Genomic DNA, 18,711 nt, shown 5'->3' with positions numbered 1-18,711 from the left:
GATGACGACAGCCTTGCTTGACCGGCTGACTCACCACTGCCACATCATCGAAACGGGCAACGAGTCCTACCGGTTCCGGCACAGCACGCACGAAGCCAAGGGGCGGATCAAAACGCGGGAACAAAGCCGGAAGGTGGCGGCTGGCCAGTCCGTCGAAAACGCGGAGGGGGCCTCGCCTGACGGCTCGGGAACAGACCAAACCAATGCAAGAAAAGGAGGCCCAACCGAGGCAGACGGCCTATAGTTATTCACAGTTGGCCTTCACGGAGGCCGCTCTAGCCCCTGGTCAATATTCGATTGGCACTGGTGGTCAAGATTGGATCGGCTCTAACACGAAGGCAACTAGGACAAGATTGTCTTCAAGACCGGGGTTGCAGTGACCGACGTTGCAGCTACCCGCGACGGCGATGCACTCGTGTTGAAGATCAGCGGTACGCCCGATCAACTGCGGTTGGAAGCTTACTTTGGAGCTGATGGTACCGACGGCAACCAAGTGGAAGAGATTCGTTTCACCGATTCGCCGAGCACGGTATGGACCACGACGGAGATGAGAACGAAGGTGCTGCTCAGCACCACCGGTGACGATGTCTTAACGGGCTACGCTGCTGCCGACACCTTGGATGGGGGCGACGGCAACGACAACCTGTCCGGCCGAGACGGCAATGACACATTGAACGGCGGCAACGATAACGACACCCTCAGCGGTGAAACCGGCGATGACCTACTGAATGGTGGCGCAGGCAACGACACCCTTTTCGGGGGCGAGGGCGACGACAGTCTCAATGGCGATGCAGGCAATGATGGCTTGACGGGTGGCGCAGGTAACGACACCTTCAACGGCGGTAATGGTGCTGACTACCTATCAGGCGAAACGGGCAACGACACCTATTTGTTCGGCCGGGGTGACGGCGTCGACAGCGTGTACGACTATGACCTGACGGAAGGCAACGTAGACGCGATCGTCTTCAAAGCCGGAGTCGCGGCGACGGACGTTGCAGCTACCCGTGACGGTGAGGCACTTGTGTTAAAGATCAGCGGTACGCCAGACCAACTGCGGTTGGAGGGGTACTTTGGAGCCGATGGTACCGACGGCTACCAAGTGGAAGAGATCCGTTTCACTGACGCAACAAGCACGGTTTGGACGGTGGCCGACCTCAAGACTAAAGTACTGGCGAGCACCCTGGGAGATGATATTTTGACGGGCTACGCCACCACCGACACCTTGGACGGAGGCGAAGGCAATGACACCTTGTACGGTCGAGACGGCAATGACACGCTGAACGGCGGCAATGACAATGACACCCTCAGCGGCGACAGCGGCAATGACGTACTGAACGGCGGCGCTGGCAACGACACCCTTTACGGGGGAGAGGACGACGACAGCCTCTATGGTGGCGCTGGCAACGACGGACTGTACGGTGGCGCCGGCAACGATACGTTCAACGGCGGCGCAGGTGCCGATTCCTTGTTGGGCGAAGCGGGCAATGACACCTACTTGTTTGGCCGGGGTGACGGCGTCGACAGCGTGTACGACTATGACTTGACGGAAGGCAACCTAGACGTGATCGTCTTCAAAGCTGGAGTGGCGGCGACTGACGTTGCGGTGGCCCGCGACGGTGATGCACTCGTATTGAAGATCAACGGCACGCTCGATCAGTTGCGGGTAGAGGGCTACTTTGGCGCAGATGCCACCAATGGCAATCAGGTGGAAGAGATCCGCTTCACCGACGCAACAAGCACGGTGTGGACAGTGGCGGACATGAAAAGTCAGGTTTTGATTTCCACGGAGGGCGATGACACTATCCAAGGCTATGCTGGCGATGACATGCTGAGCGGTGGAATGGGCAATGACATCTTGTCCGGCGGTATGGGTAACGACACTTATTTGTTAGCCCGTGGTAACGGATCAGACACGATCTCTGAAAGCGATGTCACCGCGGGTAATAGCGACGTGGCGTTGTTTGATGCCGGCATTGCTGCCGATCAGTTGTGGTTTACCCAGTCTGGCAACAATCTGGATGTGAGCATCATTGGTACGGGTGACAAATTCAGCATTCAAAACTGGTACGCAGATAGCCAGTACCACGTGGAGCAGTTCAAGACCAGTGATGGCAAGACCTTGCTCGACAGCCAGGTGCAGAACCTGGTCGATGCAATGGCGGCATTCTCGCCACCGGCTGCGGGGCAGACCACGCTGGCGGCCAACTATGCCACTACGCTGAATCCCGTGATTGCGGCGAACTGGCAGTAGAGCTAAAGACAGACATTAGCGCCTCTTGATAAGCGCGAATGTCTGCACTTCGGAAATAGTGAATGTTGAGTGGCTGAAAACCGGCAGGATCGAACGTTAAGTGGCACGCCGATTGAATGATTAAGTGCGGGGGGCTAATAGAGAGCTTTCCAAATCAAAGGGTTACGAGGCCCTAGACTTCAATGTTAAGTGGCGTTCTGCAACAACCACCGCGCCGCGTTCCCCTTCACGCAAATCCACGGCCTATCTGGCTGGAGAAGATCTCATTTCCAAAGAAAAAATATTTTTAATCAACGGCTTACGACTGTGTTGCGGGTGGGTGGTGTCGACTTCTGCCTATTGAATCCCTTGGCGGTCTTGCTGGCAGTCAGGTGCGATTTCCTGTCGCTCTGCAGCGCCAATGCAAGTTATTGCTATTTAATTTGCATTAATTTATCAGTCGTCGTATGACATGAGGTGACAGTCATTCGCCCACCTGAAAGCTGGCCAGTGCAATTTTCTCGTCTCAGAGGCGTGGTTTCCCTTGTCACCACACAGGGTTTGAAGGATTGACACGTTGATTTCTTTTTGGAAATAATGACGATGTTGTATGACAACGTATAACAATAAAAATCTTTGACTGACAAGTCACTCAAAAAAGGAGACGGTTTATGCATGTGTCTACCAGGCCCGCCCGAGCGGCCCGTTCTATCGTGGCAACGTCGGCATGGCTGCTCGCTATGGGCAGCGTCCAGGCTGCGACGTTTGTGTATGTCTCCAACGCCGACAGCCAGGATATTTCGGTGCTGGAGCTGGACAGAGGCCAAGGCATCGTCAAAACCGTGGAGACTGTGCCTGTGGCTGGCACCGTCATGCCCATGGTGGTAAGCCAAGACAAGCGCTTCTTGTACGCTGCGCTGCGCTCGCAGCCCTACCGGGTCACCAGTTTTGCTATCGACGCCGCCAACGGTCGTCTGCGTAAACTGGGTGAAGCACCGCTGGCCGACAGCATGGCCAACATCGACCTGGATGCCACCGGACGTTGGTTGTTTGCCGCGTCTTATCCCGGCCACAAGATCACAGTCAACAGCATTGGCAAGGATGGAGCGGTAGGTGCTGTGCAGCAGTTGCTGCCCACGGCCCCCAATGCGCATGCCATCCACGCCGATGCAAACAACCGGTTTGTATTGGCCAGCAGTCTGGGTGGCGACAACCTGTCGATCTGGCGTTTCGATGCGGAGAAGGGGCTGCTCACGCCCAATGACCCGGCATTGGTTTCGGCAGCGCCCAAGTCGGGGGCGCGCCATTTCATATGGGACAAGGCACAGCGCTTTCTGTACCTGATCAACGAGGTCGATGCCTCGCTCTACGTGTACGCGTGGGATGCTGCCCGCGGCAGCTTGCGCGAGTTGCAGCGCACCACGACGCTGCCCAGCGGCTTCACCGGCAAGCCCTGGGCGGCCGATATGCACCTGACGCCGGATGGCAAGTTCCTTTACGCGTCTGAGCGCACCTCCAGCACGATCTCGGCTTTCCGCGTCGACGCCAGCAGCGGGCTGTTGCAGCCCTTGGGCCAGACCGCCACAGAAAAGACCCCGCGTGGCTTTGCCATTGATTCAACCGGCCGCTTCCTGGTGGCCGCTGGGCAGGACTCGCACAGCGTGTCGGTGCATGCCATCGACGCCGCCAGCGGCGCTCTTGGTACGCCGAACCGTTTGGCGGTGGGCAAGAACCCGAACTGGATCGAGATCGTCGATCTGCCCTGATCGTTTGCGGCTTTCACTTTCACTACCTAAAGAGACATCGTATGAAGAAGATCCTGACCTCCATTTCCCTGTGCCTGGCCGCTTTGGCTGTCAATGCGCAGACTTGGCCAGATAAATCGGTGACCTTGGTGGTGCCGTTCCCGCCCGGAGGTTCTACGGACCAGGTGGCGCGTGCGGTAGGCCCCAAGCTGACCGATAAGTTCAAGCAGTCGTTCCTGATCGACAACAAAGCCGGCGCCACGGGCACCATTGGAGCCACGTTCGTGAAGCGCGCCGCACCCGATGGCTACACCTTTCTGGTGACGTCGCTGGGCCCGCTGGTCATCGTGCCGCATCTGTTGAAGGGCATGCAATACGACCCGCTGAAGGACTTTGACTTGGTGACCGTGGCGGTGCAATCGGCCAATGTGTTGGTGGTGCCCACCAGCTCGCCGCACAAAAGCGTGGCCGACGTGATTGCCTTCGAGAAGGCCAACCCCGGCAAGATGACCTTTGCCTCTGCAGGCAATGGCTCCAGCGACCACCTTACCGCCGAGCTGTTCTGGCAACAAACCGGTACCACGGGCATCCACGTGCCGTACAAAGGCGGCGCCCCTGCCCACACGGACATCATGGGTGGGCAGGTGGATGCCTCGTTCCAGAACATCAATTCGGTCGCCCAGTACATCAAGGGCGGCAAGATGCGCGCCTTGGCCATCACCAGCCCGAAGCGCTCGCCCGTGTTGCCCGATGTTCCCACCCTGGCCGAAGCCGGTGTGAAGAATGTGGAAGTGGCCTCCTGGCAGGCCATCGTCGCGCCCAAGGGCCTGCCGCCTGCCGTGCTTGAAAAAGCCCATGCCGCTTTTGTGGAAGCGCTGAACGACCCGAAGGTGAAGGAGCAGTTCACTTCCATCGGTTTCGAGATGGTGGCCAATACACCGGCCCAGTTCGCCGCCTTCCAGCAAGCCGAATATGCGCGCTGGAAGAAGGTGATCGAAACCGGCAAGATTTCCATCGAGTAAGCACAGCCCTGTTGCCCGCCCCCTTCTTCGACTGAGCGCACGCGCCGGAAAGACCTTCTTCATGCCCGAGACTTCTACCGTCGGAGACAGCATCACCTGGGTCCGCATCGCCTCCTGTTATCTGCCGTTGGCCAACCCGATCAGCGACGCCAAAGTGCTCACCGGGCGCCAGAAGCCGATGACCGAGATCGCCATGCTGTTCGTGGAAATTGAAACCAAGGACGGCCACCGCGGCCTGGGTTTCAGCTACTCGAAGCGGGCGGGCGGCCCCGGGCAGTTTGCCCACGCCAAAGAGGTGGCCCCGGCGCTGATCGGCGAAGACCCGAGCGACATCTCCAGGCTGTGGACCAAGCTGTGCTGGGCCGGCGCCTCGGTGGGGCGCAGCGGCATGGCGGTGCAGGCAATCGGTGCATTCGACGTGGCTTTGTACGACCTGAAGGCCCGGCGCGCCGGTTTGTCGCTGTCCAAGCTGTTGGGTTCGCAGCGTGATTCGGTGCAGTGCTACAACACCTCGGGCGGCTTTTTGCACACGCCATTGGATCAACTGCTGGTGAACGCTGCCGCATCGCGCGAGCGCGGTATTGGCGGCATCAAGCTCAAGGTAGGCCAGCCCGACCGTGCGCTGGACATCCGGCGCGTGGAAGCCGTGCGCAAACATCTGGGCGACGACATGCCGCTGATGGTCGACGCCAACCAGCAATGGGACCGGCCTACAGCGCAGCGCATGTGCCGCATCTTCGAGCAGTTCAATCTGGTGTGGATCGAAGAGCCCTTGGATGCCTATGACTTCGAAGGCCACGCGGCACTGGCTGCGCAGTTCGACACCGCCATCGCCACCGGAGAGATGCTGACCAGCGCCGCCGAACACGGCGAGCTGATCCGCCACCGCGCCGCCGATTATTTAATGCCCGACGCACCGCGCGTAGGCGGCATTACACCGTTCCTGAAGATCGCCGGTCAGGCCGAGCAGGCGGGCTTGAACCTGGGGCCGCACTTTGCGATGGAATTGCATGTGCATCTGGCGGCTGTCTATGCAACAGAACCCTGGGTCGAGCATTTCGACTGGCTGGAGCCGCTGTTCAACGAGCGGCTGGAAATCAAGGACGGCCGCATGCTGGTGCCCACGCGGCCCGGCCTGGGCTTGAGCCTGAGCGAGCAAGTCCAGCATTGGACCCGCGAAGAAGCCGAGATCGGCCGGCGCCACTGACTAGTCCAGGGGCACAACCCTGTCGCCGGCGCTGGGTCGGCAGCCGTCGGCGATAGGCGTCCAACCGCGGTGCACAACCACTTGCCGGCCGTCGTGGCACAGCTCAATGCGTTCGCTGCCGGGTAGCTGTTCTTGCATGAAGGTTTCAATGGTCGACGGCAGGCTGATCTTCAGCTTCATCGCAAAGCGGTCGTCCTCCGGGTGGTCGTCCAGATGCAGCAAAGGCACAAAGTTGGCCGCGAACATCAGCGCATGCGAGCCTACGTGCACAGGCTCGGGTGCATAACCCGCCTGGCGCAGCCAGCGCTGGGCACGCTGGCGCACATCGTCACCGTCGGCCAACTGGCCCATGGCTGCGGCGAATAACTCCACCAGCCACTGGTTGCAGTTTTGGTAGCGCAGGCTGTACGCATAGGCGTTTGCGCTGTAGTTCGCCGCCAGCAAGTGCAGCGCCAGAGAGGTGTCTTGTGAACCTTGCCGCAAGGCCTGGGCGGCTGGCGCCGGCAGCCGCACCATCGAGATATAGCCGAGCCCCGGGTCGTCGATGCCCATCGCAAAGCCGGCCAGGCCTTGGTCGTAAATGCGTGGGCGCGATTCGTCGCAGGCGTAGTAGAGCTGGCGGGCGGACCACTCGCCAGCCTCGCTGCGCCACGCGATGGCGGCGTGCGAATAGCGGATGCGAAAGCGCGACAGATCCAGGCCCGAGCGGCTGATCAGCACCGCGCCGTCGTCGTCGCCCGCCGCAGCCAGCTCCTCGCGCACCACAGCGGCAAAGCGCAACACGCGGTCTTGCTGGCTGGCCGTCAGCGGCTGCTGGCGGTCGCAAAACCGCGACGAGGCCGATGACCCACCCGAAGCCGACCCGGCCTGCGCCGCACCCGCCGCAATAAGAGCCAGCAGCACCCAGCTGCTGCGGATGCTCACAGGCTCAGCGGCCGTGCGGCGAGTTCTCCGTACCAGTCGTCTGCCATGACCAGGTAGAACGCCTCGCGCGTGTCGCCGCGCGAAAACTCGTAGCCGTACACCCGGCGCTGTGCGTGCACCAGGTCGCCACGCTCCAGCTGTTGCTTTGCAAACACCGCACGTGGCAGGTCCAACGCTATGCGCTGATCCGGACCATCGGCTTGCAACGCAACGCGGACGAAGCCAGCGCGTTCGGGCACATCGGCCACGTCGATGATGCGGTAGTCGCCATCTGCAACCTTGTCGTCACGGGTCGAACTTTTGCTGGAGCCGTGCAGGGAATCGGACACGCTGCCGCTGGACGCAGAGCCTGCGCTGGATGCCGAAGAGGCAAAGCTGTCGGCGTGCGCGTTGACGGCAGCGACCAGCGCCAAGACAAGACTGGCGCGTTGCAGGGCTACGGATAATTTCATGCTGTGTTCCTTGTTAACGGATAAAGAGGGTTGGCGGGATCGCGCTGCAACAATGCCAAGGGCCTAGCCCTTGTGGAAACCGATTGCATAAGTATGCCAAAGGGGATGCGGCTAGGAGCCAAGGTCTTAGGCTTAGTTCAGCCGCGCAAGCAGATCCTCTGCCGCTTTATCGATGCCGACCTTGGACGCATCCATGCGCCCCATGGTCGCCCCGATATTCCAGGCGTTCGGGAATTGCTTGGCCACATAGGCGTTCAGCAGGCGGTTGTTCGATGCGTCGAAGATTTCGACGGCATAACTGACCGAGCCGGTCAGCAAGCCTTCTTCGCCGCGGGCGGCTTGCACTGCGTTGTAGGGGCCGCCGCCGATGTCGAACCGCAAGAAGGTGCTCAGAAAGCGGGTGTTGGATTTGGCGCCGGTCAGCGTTACTCTGACGCGCAAGGCTTTGGGGCTGGGTGCATTCACCAGCGTAAACCGGCCTGCCAAAGCCTTCTGGAAATGTGCGTCCATGTACTGGGCCAGGGCTTCTTTTTCTTGCGCAGAGATATCTTCGAACTGCGCGTCCGCTCCGCTGTAGATTTCGACCGGCTCCAGCACCACGCTGGAATATTCCCGCCACTTCACGCTGGCGGCATATTGGTACGGCACCCGGCCGGATGGGTCTTCGGGGTTGGGGCGCAGCTGGGACGACGAGGCCAGGCCCGAGTAGGGCGTGGGCCGTGTGCTGGCGCAGCCAGTCACTAGCAGCAGGCCGCCGATGGCTGCCAGCAGCGACAGGGTTTTCAAAGTTCTCATCATTTTCCTTGGTTAATCATGCACAGATACCCGGTTTTGCAGAGAAACGAAACCGTACGGTACCACTATAGATGAAAACGATGGCGCGTCAACAAAAAAGTACACTTGGGTTTCGTAAAGGAATGAAACGCCATGAAAGTGCTGACTGAGGTGCGACGCGAAGCCATCGTGGAGGCCGCGAGCAAGCTGTTCCAAGAGTTTGGCTACGAGGGCGCGTCGATGAACGAGCTGGCAAATCGGCTGCAGGGCTCGAAAGCCACTCTGTACCGCTACTTCCCCTCGAAGGAGGCCTTGTTCGATGCCGTCATCCGGGCTTCGTCCACCTCCCACTTGTCCAAGGCGGTTGCCGATTTGCAGACAAACACGGAACACGATGAGCGGCTCGTGACCAGCTTGCAGAACTTTGGTGAAACCATGCTGGAAGTCATGACCGACAGCGCCATCGCCCTGGCGGTGTACCGCATGGTGGTGGCCGAGGCCGGTCGGTCCGAGGTGGGGGAGCTGTTTTACAAGGCCGGCCCGGGCGAATGCGTGGCTGCACTTGGCAAGCTGCTGGAAAAGGCCATGCAGCGCGGTGAACTGCGGGCAGCACCGCCCGAAATCATGGCCGCGTACTTTCTGGGGCTGGTATCGGCCGAGGTCGAGCCCCGGCTCTACCAGCGCGACCCGCCACCTGTGTCGCGACCGCAGATCCGCAAGATGGTCGAGCGCGCGGTCGACATGTTCCTGCTGGGCGCGGCACCCCGCTAGGCCGGCGGTAAGCCGCGTTACGTGGGCTCCAGCATCCTTTCGGCAATCGCTTTGGCCGCCAGCAGAGCCAGGGCTTCGCTGGCATACGGGCCGCCACCCGGCTGTTCCACATCGTCCAGCCCGGTTGTTTCCAGGTCGATGGTGTCGATCTCGAACTGGTCGCTGCGCCGCAAGGTGACGGTGATTTCGTGCCCACTGTCCAGTGCCACGCTGCGTGAAAAGAAGAGGCCCCGCTGAATTGCCATGTGTGTCCCAGGTTCTGAAGATGTTGCTTGCTGGCGCGGTGCGCCCGCAAGTTGTGGATAAAAAAGGCCGCTGGCGCAATCAATATCTGCGCAGAGTGCTATTTATTCTATAGCAATGGCCTGGCGCCTCAACTACCAGGCCGCAGCAGCTTGGCCACCGGATGGTGGCGCAACCGGAAGGCGTCGGGCAGGCCGGTGCCCAGCAGCGGGCGCAGGTAGGCGTGGAATGCATCGGTCACGCCGGTTCCGTTGGGCGTGATGAAGGCGTCTTCCATCACCCGTGTCTTGCCGGCTACGGCGTCGAGCGGCAGCAGCGCGTAGTCCACCGCATAGGCGCCGGTGCGCTGGATGGCCACCGAGCCATCGCCCGCGCCGCGCAGCGCAAACTGCACAGCTTTCTCGCCGACCTCACGTGCTTCGCGCTGGTCCACGTCGGATACGCAGCCGCTGAATGAGCGTTGCAGGTAGCCAAAGGTATCGCCGCGCACCCGTTTGATCTTCAGCTGGGACTTGATTTCTTCGCACAGCAGGTCGGCCAGCGCGCCATTGCCCGAGAGCTGCACATTGCCGTGGGCATCGTGCTCCAGGTTCTTGGCCAGCAGGCTGGCGATGGGCGTTCCGGAAGCATCGTGTATGCCTTCGGACACGGCGATCACGCAGCGACCGAAACGCGCGTAGGCCTCTTTGACCTCGGCCAGAAACTGCGTGAGCACAAAGGTGCGCTCGGGCAGGTAAACCAGGTGCGGGCCGTCGTCGGGAAACTTCTTGCCCAGCACCGAGGCCGCCGTCAAGAAGCCCGCATGCCGGCCCATGACCACGCCTACATATACGCCGGGCAGGGCGGCGTTGTCCAGGTTGGCACCGGCAAACGCCTGGGCCACAAAGCGCGCGGCCGAGGGGAAGCCCGGCGTATGGTCGTTACCCACCAGGTCGTTGTCTATGGTCTTGGGGATGTGCAGGCAGCGCAGCGGGTAGCCGGCTTTCTGCGCCTCCAGGCTGACGATGCGCACCGTGTCCGACGAGTCGTTGCCGCCGATGTACAGAAAATGCCCGATCTGGTGCGCCTGCAAGACCTTGAAGATCTCCTGGCAGTAGCGCACGTCGGGTTTGTCGCGCGTCGAGCCCAGGGCCGAAGACGGCGTGTTGGCCACCAGTTCCAGGTTGTGGCTGGTCTCCTGCGAGAGGTCGACAAAATCCTCGTCGACGATGCCGCGCACGCCGTGGCGCGCCCCGTAGACATGCGCGACCTGGGCAAAGCGCCGGGCCTCCAGCGCCACGCCGACCAGCGACTGGTTGATCACCGCCGTCGGGCCACCGCCCTGGGCCACCAGTATCTTGTCGCCGCCGGCGCTCATGGTGCCACCTGCCGGGGCATGGCCGGGGCGGCACACATCGCATCAAGAAGGGCTTGGGTTTTCATCGTGTCTCCTGGGCGGTGGGAGGATGGGGCCAGGCCATTGTGGCGAAAGGAGGCCGCCGCGCCTAGCCCTGGGGACTATGGGTTTCCAGGTAGCGCAGAAACTCGGCCAGTGGCATGGGTTTGGCGAAGTGGTAGCCCTGGCCGTATTGCACGCCCAGCGCACGCAGCTGGCTGGCCTGGGCGGCGGTTTCAATGCCCTCGGCCACCACCTGGCTGTCCACGGCCTTGGCGATGGCGATGATCTCGGGGATCAGGCTGGAGCGCAGGGTGGCGTCTTCCATCTCGAACACAAACGACTTGTCGATCTTCAGGAAGTCGGGCGCGACCCGCTTCACCATGCCCAGGTTCGAGTAGCCGGTGCCGAAGTCGTCGATCGAGATGAAGTAGCCGTCGGCCTTCAGGCGGCGTAGCTCGGGCACGATCTCGGGCGAGAAGTTGTACTCGGTGACTTCCAGCTCGATCTGCAGGTCGCTGCGCCCGGTGGCCTGTACGGCGGCGCGCAGGTGGGTGTCGATGGCGTCGCGTTGCAGGTTCTGCGGAAAGAAGTTCAGCGCCACCTTGAAGTCGGTCTGGGCGGGCAGGGCGGCGCCCAGCTCCTGCAGCGCATGGGCGCTGACGGCGGCGTCGAAGCTCCAGGCCAGGCCTTGTTTCACCAGGGCCGGGATGAACTGGTCGGGGTAGACCAGTTGGGCGCCGTCGTGCAGCCGGGCCAGTACCTCGCAGCCCACGGTGCGGCCGCTGGCCAGCTCCAGGATAGGCTGGTAGTGGCAGACCACATTGGCCGGCTGGCACAGGTAGTGGATGCGGTGGTCTATGGACTGGAAATGCCGGCAGCGCCGGGCTACCGCGTCGCTGACCAGGTAGCCCAGCAACGCACACAGCGCCAACGCGCCGGCCAGCACCGCCAGATGGTCGCGGTACAGGTCGGGCAGCTGCAGCACCGACTGCACCGACACCGGGCTGACGCCGGGTGCGGTGGTGGTGACCAGCAGGACGGCCTGGCGCCAGTCCAGCCGCAGATGGGGCGCGTCGGGGTTGAGCGGCTTATCGGTCAGCGCGCTGCGCGGTCCGTGGAAGATCTGGGTCCGCTGGCTGGGCCGGCCAGCCCAGACGGCGTCGGTATGCTGCCTGAAAGCGTCCAGCGTGGCGTTGGGCTCCATCGCCACCTGGAACGGCCCGCGCTCGACCATGGTGGTGATGACCGTGCCATAGGCCAGGGGCAGGGGCGTGCTGCGGTAGTAGCGCCCGATGGAGCCGTCTATGCCTTTTTCTTTGGGGGTGTAGGGCGTCTGCAGCAGGCCCATCTCGGTGGTGCAGAACAGCCGCTTTTGCGCGTCCAGCAGGCCGATGCCGCGCGCATGGCGGTGGCCAAACAGCAGGCTGCGCAGCCGGTTCAGGTTCTCGGGGGTGCACTCGGGCAACTGGCCCTGGTTCAGCTCACCCAGCAGCAGGCTGACATCGGTTTGCACGGCCTGCATGTCGCGCAGCACGCGCGCGTGGCCGGCATCGGTTTCCTGGAGCTTGAGTTGCAGGGTGACCAGAAAAATCGCCGCGGCGATGGCCAGGGCCAAGGCGTAGCCGCAGGCCCAGCCCACGGTGCGTGGATAGCGGCCCAGGTTGTGGCTCAGGAACATGGGCCAGCGTGGAGCAGCGAGGCTTCGCTTTACCGTCCGCATGCGTCCAGGCACCGGCCTGCGGAGCAGGCATTGCATGGATTGGAACCGGTTGAATACCACCACCCCTGCATGTGTTGTTTCCTAAAAACGGGCCATGTCACAGACAGCTACAAAAACCGTGGCGAAGTCCACCGGGTTTGCGCCAAGCAGGGGGAAATTATGGGGGAATTTCTGTTGCAGATTGTTGCATGCTGCAAACAGATTGAAATTTACTTTCGCTGCCGCATGCACCCTATTGGCGTGTAGGGGCGCTAGCGCAGGTGGAATGAGCGCTACCAGCTATTAAAAATGTAGTGCCTTAGTCGCCGTAACACGCCGACAGCAGACCGCTTGCGCCGCCGCCGCCGGTGCGTGGCTACGGTTTTCACTGAGCCACTAGGGTGCGGAATGAGCCACCCGGCTTTACACCAGGCCCGCGGCTTCCTTGGCCCGCATCTTGGCGCCTATGTACTCGCCATGCGTTACATACAGCAGGTCGGCGATCTTGCTGATCACCTGGTGCTCGTGTGCGCCCAGCTGCGCGTCGGCATAGGCCACCTGCCACATGGATTCGATGATCTCCAGCTTCTGCGGCTGGCTGCAGTGGTCGTTGATGCTGGCGGTGAAGCGGTGGTAGTCGTAGGCCTGCTCGGCCGATTGCTCGGCCTGGGCCACCAGTTGGGCCAGGGCCGGGCCTTGCAGGGCAAAGCGCTGTTGCAGCAGCGCCAGCACGGCCTGTCGTTCTGCCTGCGTTTTGCCGGCATCGGCCCGCATCACCTCGACCAGCAGCACGGCGGTGGCCAACTGCACTTGTTGGGCCGGGGCCAGCTCCGGTTCGGATGTCGTCAGGTGGTCAAAAAACTCTTTCAGTGCGTGCAGCATAGGGATTGGCGGTAAAGGAATCGGGCGGTAGGAGCGCGGGCCGTAGATCTTGGTTCCAGGCGTTTACCGAGGCGATGCACAATTCTTGCAGTGCCCTGCCGTCCCACTCCATGCCTGAAGCTTTACACAACACCTTAGCCACCGCCCGGCAGAAGTCGCTGGCCACCTTGCTCGCCCTGGTCATCGTTCTGGCGACCGTGCTGGCCATGCCGTATGCGGGCCTGCCGCTGCCGGTGGTCCAGCCCTTCCTGCCGATCTTCGCCGCCACCGTCACCCTGACCGAGAGCCTGACCGCCTACCTGCTGCTGGTGCAGTTCATGGCGACGCGCCAGTTCTTCCTGGTGCCCCTGGCGGGTGGCTATGCGTATGTCGCGCTCATGGCCTCCATCCAGCTGCTGGTGTTCCCTGGCGTGTTTGCGCCCACCGGCCTGCTGGGGGCGAACACGCAGTCGGCGGTCTGGCTGTGGGTGTTTTGGCATGGCGGCTTTGCGGTGTTTCTGGGCCTGGCAATGCTGGCCAAGAATGCCGGCTGGCATGCAGAGCTGAGCCGCCGGATCACCGCCTGGCAGGGCATGCTGGTGTTTCTGCTGGTTCCCGTGGCGGCACTGGCGTTGGCCTTTCTGGCGATCCGCCTGGAGGTGCTGCCGGTGCTGATCTCCGGCAAGAGCTTCAGCAGCCTGAGCCACAGCCCGGTCGGCTGGGTGGTCTGGGGGCTGAACGCCGCCGCCGTGCTGCTGATTCTGCTGACCCGCTCGCGGCGCGAGGTGACCAGCCTGTTCCTGTTCATCGCGCTGCTGGCGGCTCTGGCCGATGTGTCGCTGACCCTGCTGGCCTCGGCCCGCTACAGCCTGGGCTGGTATGCGGCGCGTTTGCTCAGCATCGTCTCGTCCGCCAGCCTGTTGACGGCGCTGATCCTGCAGATCACCCGGCTCTACCAGGAGCTGGCGGTGTCGCACGAGTCGCTACTGATCACCTCGGCGCGCGACAAGCTCACTGGCCTGCACAACCGCGGCAGCTTTGACGAGGCCGCCAAGAAGGAATGGCCGCGCGCCCACCGCAGCGCCGAGCCGCTGTCCGTGGTGCTGGTGGACATCGACCACTTCAAGCTCTACAACGACCACTTCGGCCATCTGCAGGGCGACACCTGCCTGCGCAGCGTGGCCCAGGCGCTGGCCCGCAGCATCAAGCGGCCTGCCGACATGGTGGCCCGCTACGGCGGCGAAGAGTTCGTGCTGCTGCTGCCCAACACCTCGCAGCAGCAGGCGCTGGGGGTGGCCGAAAAAGCCCGGCTGGCCGTGGCCGCGCTGTACATCCCCACCAAGTTTGCCGACAAGAACGTGTCCATCAGCGCCGGCTGCGCCACCTGGCAGGCCGGGGCCGGTTACCAGAACTTCCAGGAGCTGCTGCACGACGCCGACCGGGCCTTGTACAAGGCCAAGGAAAACGGCCGCAACCAGGTGCGGGCCGTGGGCTGATACCGCTCCTGTTTATGAAAATGGGCCGGTAGCGCATATTCTGCCTGCGAAAGCAGCTATCTAAACAATAGCAGCAAGCCCGCGGCACCCCGGGCTTGCTGCACGCGCCCCGCTGTGCCACCATGGCCGGGCAGGAGTACCGCATGCCCAACTACCCCAGCCCCGGTGTCTACGTAGAAGAAGCCGGCCCGTCCGGCCGCGCCATCGTCGGCGTGGCCACCCGCACCGCCGCCTTCATCGGCCCCACGCGCTCGGGGCCGGTGGGCGTCGCGTCGCCGCCCTTGTACAGCCTGGCCGAATTCGAGCGCAGCTACGGCGGCCCGCAGGCGCTGGCGCTCAACGATGTGCGCGACCCCGCTTACCGGCTGCACTTCATGGCCCATGCGGTGCGCGCCTACTTTGCCAATGGCGGCAGCTGCCTGGTCGTGCTGCGCACCGCCCGCAATGCCACCGCCGCCGCCGGTGTGCTGCTGGCCGCCAGTGCCCGGGCCGGCCGCGCCACGTTGCGCGCACGCCATGTGGGCGCCGCCGGCAACGGCCCGGTGCGGCTGCGCGTGGTCGGCGTGCCGGTGCGCGCCATTGATCTCTCCGCCGCGCCGGTCGGCAGCCTGATCAGCATGGACCGCGACGGCGTGGAAACCGTCTACGCGGGCAGCGGCGCGGTCTGGCTGGACGCTGCCGGCGAGTCCCTGGCGCTGTCCGACCTGGGCGCCACCGCGCAGCTGCTGACGCTGGAGCTGCAAGCCAGCGCTGCCGACGGCAGCGTTGTGCAGTGGAGCCGGCTTGGCTTCGCGCCTGCGCACCCGCGTTGGCTGGGTAGCGTGCTGGCCCAGCAGTCCGACGCCGCGCCGCTGTGGGCCGACATCGGCCCGCAGGTCAGCGCTTATGCGCTGCTGGCCGCCGTGCGGGCTCTGCCATTGCTGGCCGCAGCGCCGGGCGACGGCGTTGCCTGGCGCCGGCTGTTGTTGCGAAGTGGCCGGGACGGCCTGGCACCGATTGCCGGTACTACCAGCAACCGCGGCAGCTACAACGCAGCCCTGGCGGCGCTGCAGGCCGTGCCCGACGTGTCCACCGTCGCCACGCCGGGTAGCAGCGCCTACCCTGACCGGACCGCCATCCAGGCCGCACTGCTGGCCCATGTGGAGCAGCCGAACCGCTGGCAGATGGCGGTGCTGGACAGCGCGCCGCAGCTCAGCCTGGGCGGGGTGCAGCAGCAGCGCGCGGGCATCGATTCCCGCCATGCCGCGCTCTACTACCCCTGGCTGGTGGTGGCCGACCCGCTGGCGCCCGCCGCCGCGCCGCGCGAGATCAGTGTGCCGCCTTGCGGCCATGTGGCCGGCCTGTACGCGCGCAGTGACGCCACCCAGGGCGTGCACAAGGCCGCGACCAACCTGGCCGTGGCTGGCGCGCTGCGCTGCGAATACGACATCGACCAGACCGAGCAAGACCTGCTGAATCCCCTGGGCGTGAACTGCCTGCGCAGCTTTGCCGGCCGCGGCCTGCGGGTCTGGGGCGCGCGCCTGGCCAGCAGTGACCCGGAATGGAAGTACGTGCCGATCCGCCGCCTGCTCGACTACCTGCAGGCCTCCATCTCCCGAGGTACCGTCTGGGCCGTGTTCGAGCCGAATGCCGAGCCGCTATGGGCCCGCGTGCGCCAGCAGGTCAGCGACTTCCTGCTGCAAACCTGGCGCGACGGCGCCTTGCTCGGTAGCCGGCCAGAAGAGGCTTTTTTCGTGCGCTGCGACCGTACCACCATGACCCAGGCCGAGCTGGATGCCGGGCAGCTGGTCTGCCTGGTCGGCGTGGCCGTGCTGCAGCCCGCGGAGTTCATGCTGTTCCGCATCGGCCAGTGGACTTTGAAGTGAAATCGGCCGCTAGCGCAGGTAGATATTGCACAAGCAGCTATTGATTTGATAGTGATCTGTCTCAGGCCGGGATGAACAGCGCCGGGTCCACCATCGCCCGGTTCAGGCTGACCGACCAGTGCAGATGCGGCCCCGTCACCCGGCCGGTGGCGCCCACCGCACCCAGGCGTTCGCCGGCATGCAACACATCGCCGGTTTGCACGTTGATGGCGCTCAGGTGGCAAAACATGCTCAGCAGGCCGCCGCCGTGGTCCAGCCAGACCGTGTTGCCGTTGAAGAAATAGTCGCCGGTATCGATCACCTTTCCGGCCAGCGGCGCGCGTACCGGCGTGCCGGTGGCGGCGGCGATGTCCATGCCGCTGTGCGGATTGCGTGCCTGCCCGTTGAACACCCGGCGCAACCCGAAGGAACTGGAGCGCCGCCCCGGCACCGGCACCTGCATGCGCAGCGCCTGCGGCAGCGGTTCGCTGAAGGTGGTGGTGACGGTCGCCAGATGCGCGCGCTCGCGCTCGTAGCGGGCCTCGTCCTCGGGCGACAAGTCCACCGTGCCCGGCGCCACCGTCAGCCGCTGTTCGCGGTACTGCTTGGGTCCCACGGTGTAGGCCACCTGCCGGCTGCCGCCATCGGCGCTCTGCACCGTGATGAACGCCTGGCCCAGCGCCGCTGCCAGCGGAATCCCCACCAGCGCCGTCCACTCGATGGCATCGCCGAGCACCAGCAAGGGCACATCGCCCGTTGTAGTTGTTAGGTGGGCTAATGGCCGTTCAGCCGCCGGCCCCAGCGACAAACGCGCCACGCCGCCCGGCACTTGCAGCGCGTGCGGCCAGACGGCAGGGGCTGGCGGGGCGGCCTGCAGGCGGGTGGACAGCAGGCCCAGGGTGGCGAGCAGGGTGGTGCGGCGGGTGAGTGGCAGGTTGCCGAAGGCGAACGAAGTGGCTGTTGTCATGGGCGATCGGCTTGTCATTAGTTTGGGGGATGGGCGGGTGGGTTACCGGGTTCGCTGGCTACGAAAACCGCACGATGGTCGTTACAATTTTTCACAAAGGGAGAGGTCGATTGAGCCAAGTACAAGCAACAGCGTGGTCCGCACAGGACTGCGCGCGCCTCGCGCAAACCATTGTCAACAATGTAGAGAAAGTTCTGCAGGCCAAGCACCAGCAGGTGGAACTGGCCTTGGCTGCCGTGGTGGCTGGCGGTCATCTGTTGATCGAAGACGTGCCCGGCCTGGGCAAAACCATGTTGGCACGGGCGCTGGCGGTGTCTGTGGGGCTGTCCTTCAAGCGCATCCAGTTTACCGCCGACCTGATGCCGTCCGACATCGTGGGTGGGCCGGTCTACAACCCCAAGGACGGCAGCTTTCTGCTGCGCCCAGGGCCGGTGTTTGCCAACATCGTGCTGGCCGATGAAATCAACCGGGCCAATCCGCGCGCCCAGTCTGCGCTGCTGGAGTGCATGGAAGAAGGTCAGATCACGCTGGATGGGCAAACCGTGCCATTGCCCGCGCCGTTTGCCGTGCTGGCCACGCAAAATCCTATCGACATGGCCGGCACCTACCCGCTGCCAGAAGCGCAGCTCGACCGGTTTCTGATCCGCCTGTCTCTGGGTTATCCCGATGCGGAAACCGAGGCCAGCCTGATCACCACCCAGCAGTTCGCGCATCCGATCAGCAGCCTGCAGCCGGTGTGCGAGGCAGACGGTTTTGCCCGGCTGGTGGCTGGTGCGCGGGACGTGACCATCACTCCCGAGGTCGCCAACTTCATCACCGCCATCGTGACGGCCACACGCAAGCACCCGGCCATCCGTTTTGGCGCCAGCCCACGCGGTACCCTGGGTCTGGCCCGCATGGCGCGGGCACTGAGCTGCATCCGCGGCCGGGCCTATGTCGATCCTGCCGTGGTGCGGGAGCTGGCCGTACCCGTGCTCGCGCACCGCATCATTGTGCAAACCCAGGGTGGGCAGTCCCAGTCTGCGGCTGCCTTGGTGCAAGGCATCCTGCAGACGCAGCGTACGCCGCAATAAGCTGCAATAAACTCCAATAGGGCCT

The 18,711-nt window shown here is 63.5% G+C and carries 17 protein-coding genes; 9 read left to right on the top strand and 8 right to left on the bottom strand.

Annotated elements, in window-relative coordinates; translation table 11 throughout:
* The 5 genes from BLT66_RS26950 to BLT66_RS07385 form a co-directional block, all read left to right on the top strand.
* On the top strand, window positions 1–244 hold a 244-nt coding region (locus BLT66_RS26950; protein ID WP_218922566.1), incomplete at its 5' end, for an ATP-binding protein.
* Window positions 245–376: 132 nt separating this feature from the next.
* Window positions 377–2,251, top strand: coding sequence for a calcium-binding protein (locus tag BLT66_RS27395; RefSeq protein WP_092756938.1), 1,875 nt, complete (start codon window positions 377–379; stop codon window positions 2,249–2,251).
* A 650-nt stretch (window positions 2,252–2,901) separates the two neighbouring features.
* Window positions 2,902–3,996, top strand: coding sequence for a lactonase family protein (locus tag BLT66_RS07395; protein WP_092756937.1), 1,095 nt, complete (start codon window positions 2,902–2,904; stop codon window positions 3,994–3,996).
* A gap of 41 nt (window positions 3,997–4,037) precedes the next feature.
* Window positions 4,038–4,997, top strand: coding sequence for a Bug family tripartite tricarboxylate transporter substrate binding protein (locus BLT66_RS07390; protein ID WP_092756936.1), 960 nt, complete (start codon window positions 4,038–4,040; stop codon window positions 4,995–4,997).
* 61 nt (window positions 4,998–5,058) lie between these two features.
* A complete protein-coding gene (locus BLT66_RS07385; protein ID WP_092756935.1) occupies window positions 5,059–6,204 on the top strand; it encodes an L-talarate/galactarate dehydratase in 1,146 nt (381 codons plus the stop codon).
* On the opposite strand, the gene BLT66_RS07380 is transcribed toward BLT66_RS07385, so the two are convergent.
* From BLT66_RS07380 to BLT66_RS07370, 3 genes are all read right to left on the bottom strand, one after another.
* Window positions 6,205–7,128: a DUF2145 domain-containing protein gene (locus BLT66_RS07380; RefSeq protein ID WP_369821579.1), complete on the bottom strand. Its 924-nt coding sequence runs from the start codon at window positions 7,126–7,128 to the stop codon at window positions 6,205–6,207.
* Window positions 7,125–7,580 carry a hypothetical protein gene (locus BLT66_RS07375; RefSeq protein WP_092756934.1) on the bottom strand — a complete coding sequence of 152 codons (456 nt, stop codon included), beginning with the start codon at window positions 7,578–7,580 and terminating at the stop codon, window positions 7,125–7,127. Before BLT66_RS07375 ends, BLT66_RS07380 begins: the two co-directional genes overlap by 4 nt.
* A gap of 132 nt (window positions 7,581–7,712) precedes the next feature.
* On the bottom strand, window positions 7,713–8,378 hold the full coding sequence (locus BLT66_RS07370) for a DUF3313 domain-containing protein (protein WP_092756933.1): 666 nt from the start codon (window positions 8,376–8,378) through the stop codon (window positions 7,713–7,715).
* Window positions 8,379–8,507: 129 nt separating this feature from the next.
* Here BLT66_RS07370 and BLT66_RS07365 point away from each other — a divergent pair, with 129 nt between their 5' ends.
* On the top strand, window positions 8,508–9,125 hold the full coding sequence (locus tag BLT66_RS07365; protein WP_092756932.1) for a TetR/AcrR family transcriptional regulator: 618 nt from the start codon (window positions 8,508–8,510) through the stop codon (window positions 9,123–9,125).
* A 17-nt stretch (window positions 9,126–9,142) separates the two neighbouring features.
* Here the strand turns inward: BLT66_RS07365 and BLT66_RS07360 are convergent, their stop codons facing one another.
* From BLT66_RS07360 to BLT66_RS07345, 4 genes are all read right to left on the bottom strand, one after another.
* Window positions 9,143–9,370, bottom strand: coding sequence for a hypothetical protein (locus tag BLT66_RS07360; RefSeq protein WP_092756931.1), 228 nt, complete (start codon window positions 9,368–9,370; stop codon window positions 9,143–9,145).
* Window positions 9,371–9,498: 128 nt separating this feature from the next.
* The gene (locus BLT66_RS07355; RefSeq protein ID WP_092757058.1) at window positions 9,499–10,725 is read right to left on the bottom strand and encodes a 6-phosphofructokinase; all 1,227 of its coding nucleotides are present in this window, start codon (window positions 10,723–10,725) and stop codon (window positions 9,499–9,501) included.
* A gap of 127 nt (window positions 10,726–10,852) precedes the next feature.
* Complete coding sequence (locus BLT66_RS07350; protein WP_176954991.1) at window positions 10,853–12,424, bottom strand: EAL domain-containing protein; 1,572 nt, start codon at window positions 12,422–12,424, stop codon at window positions 10,853–10,855.
* A gap of 444 nt (window positions 12,425–12,868) precedes the next feature.
* Window positions 12,869–13,327, bottom strand: a complete 459-nt coding sequence (locus BLT66_RS07345; RefSeq protein WP_092756929.1) for a tellurite resistance TerB family protein — start codon at window positions 13,325–13,327, stop codon at window positions 12,869–12,871.
* 110 nt (window positions 13,328–13,437) lie between these two features.
* On the opposite strand from BLT66_RS07345, the gene BLT66_RS07340 reads away from it, so the two are divergent.
* Window positions 13,438–14,802, top strand: a complete 1,365-nt coding sequence (locus BLT66_RS07340; protein ID WP_176954990.1) for a GGDEF domain-containing protein — start codon at window positions 13,438–13,440, stop codon at window positions 14,800–14,802.
* A gap of 143 nt (window positions 14,803–14,945) precedes the next feature.
* Window positions 14,946–16,667, top strand: a complete 1,722-nt coding sequence (locus BLT66_RS07335; protein ID WP_092757057.1) for a phage tail sheath family protein — start codon at window positions 14,946–14,948, stop codon at window positions 16,665–16,667.
* Window positions 16,668–16,728: 61 nt separating this feature from the next.
* Here the strand turns inward: BLT66_RS07335 and BLT66_RS07330 are convergent, their stop codons facing one another.
* Entirely contained in the window at window positions 16,729–17,613 is an 885-nt protein-coding gene (locus BLT66_RS07330; protein WP_255406798.1) for a M23 family metallopeptidase, read from the bottom strand.
* Between the two features lie 110 nt (window positions 17,614–17,723).
* Between BLT66_RS07330 and BLT66_RS07325 the strand changes: the two genes are divergently transcribed.
* Complete coding sequence (locus BLT66_RS07325) at window positions 17,724–18,686, top strand: AAA family ATPase (protein ID WP_218922565.1); 963 nt, start codon at window positions 17,724–17,726, stop codon at window positions 18,684–18,686.
* Window positions 18,687–18,711 lie beyond the last annotated feature (25 nt).

This window comes from Rhodoferax sp. OV413 (assembly GCF_900104385.1).
GTDB lineage: Bacteria > Pseudomonadota > Gammaproteobacteria > Burkholderiales > Burkholderiaceae_C > Rhodoferax_B.
Note: the sequence above shows the minus strand (reverse complement) of the source record. Positions and strands in the feature narration are given on the sequence as shown.

What these genes read in the sequence shown, in the direction of transcription:
- BLT66_RS07395 (WP_092756937.1), top strand. Translation starts at nt 2,902, where the DNA reads ATGCATGTGTCTACCAGGCCCGCCCGAGCGGCCCGTTCTATCGTGGCA.
- BLT66_RS07390 (WP_092756936.1), top strand. Translation starts at nt 4,038, where the DNA reads ATGAAGAAGATCCTGACCTCCATTTCCCTGTGCCTGGCCGCTTTGGCT.
- BLT66_RS07385 (WP_092756935.1), top strand. Translation starts at nt 5,059, where the DNA reads ATGCCCGAGACTTCTACCGTCGGAGACAGCATCACCTGGGTCCGCATC.
- BLT66_RS07375 (WP_092756934.1), bottom strand. Translation starts at nt 7,580, where the DNA reads ATGAAATTATCCGTAGCCCTGCAACGCGCCAGTCTTGTCTTGGCGCTG.
- BLT66_RS07370 (WP_092756933.1), bottom strand. Translation starts at nt 8,378, where the DNA reads ATGATGAGAACTTTGAAAACCCTGTCGCTGCTGGCAGCCATCGGCGGC.
- BLT66_RS07365 (WP_092756932.1), top strand. Translation starts at nt 8,508, where the DNA reads ATGAAAGTGCTGACTGAGGTGCGACGCGAAGCCATCGTGGAGGCCGCG.
- BLT66_RS07360 (WP_092756931.1), bottom strand. Translation starts at nt 9,370, where the DNA reads ATGGCAATTCAGCGGGGCCTCTTCTTTTCACGCAGCGTGGCACTGGAC.
- BLT66_RS07355 (WP_092757058.1), bottom strand. Translation starts at nt 10,725, where the DNA reads ATGAGCGCCGGCGGCGACAAGATACTGGTGGCCCAGGGCGGTGGCCCG.
- BLT66_RS07350 (WP_176954991.1), bottom strand. Translation starts at nt 12,424, where the DNA reads ATGTTCCTGAGCCACAACCTGGGCCGCTATCCACGCACCGTGGGCTGG.
- BLT66_RS07345 (WP_092756929.1), bottom strand. Translation starts at nt 13,327, where the DNA reads ATGCTGCACGCACTGAAAGAGTTTTTTGACCACCTGACGACATCCGAA.
- BLT66_RS07340 (WP_176954990.1), top strand. Translation starts at nt 13,438, where the DNA reads ATGCCTGAAGCTTTACACAACACCTTAGCCACCGCCCGGCAGAAGTCG.
- BLT66_RS07335 (WP_092757057.1), top strand. Translation starts at nt 14,946, where the DNA reads ATGCCCAACTACCCCAGCCCCGGTGTCTACGTAGAAGAAGCCGGCCCG.
- BLT66_RS07330 (WP_255406798.1), bottom strand. Translation starts at nt 17,613, where the DNA reads ATGACAACAGCCACTTCGTTCGCCTTCGGCAACCTGCCACTCACCCGC.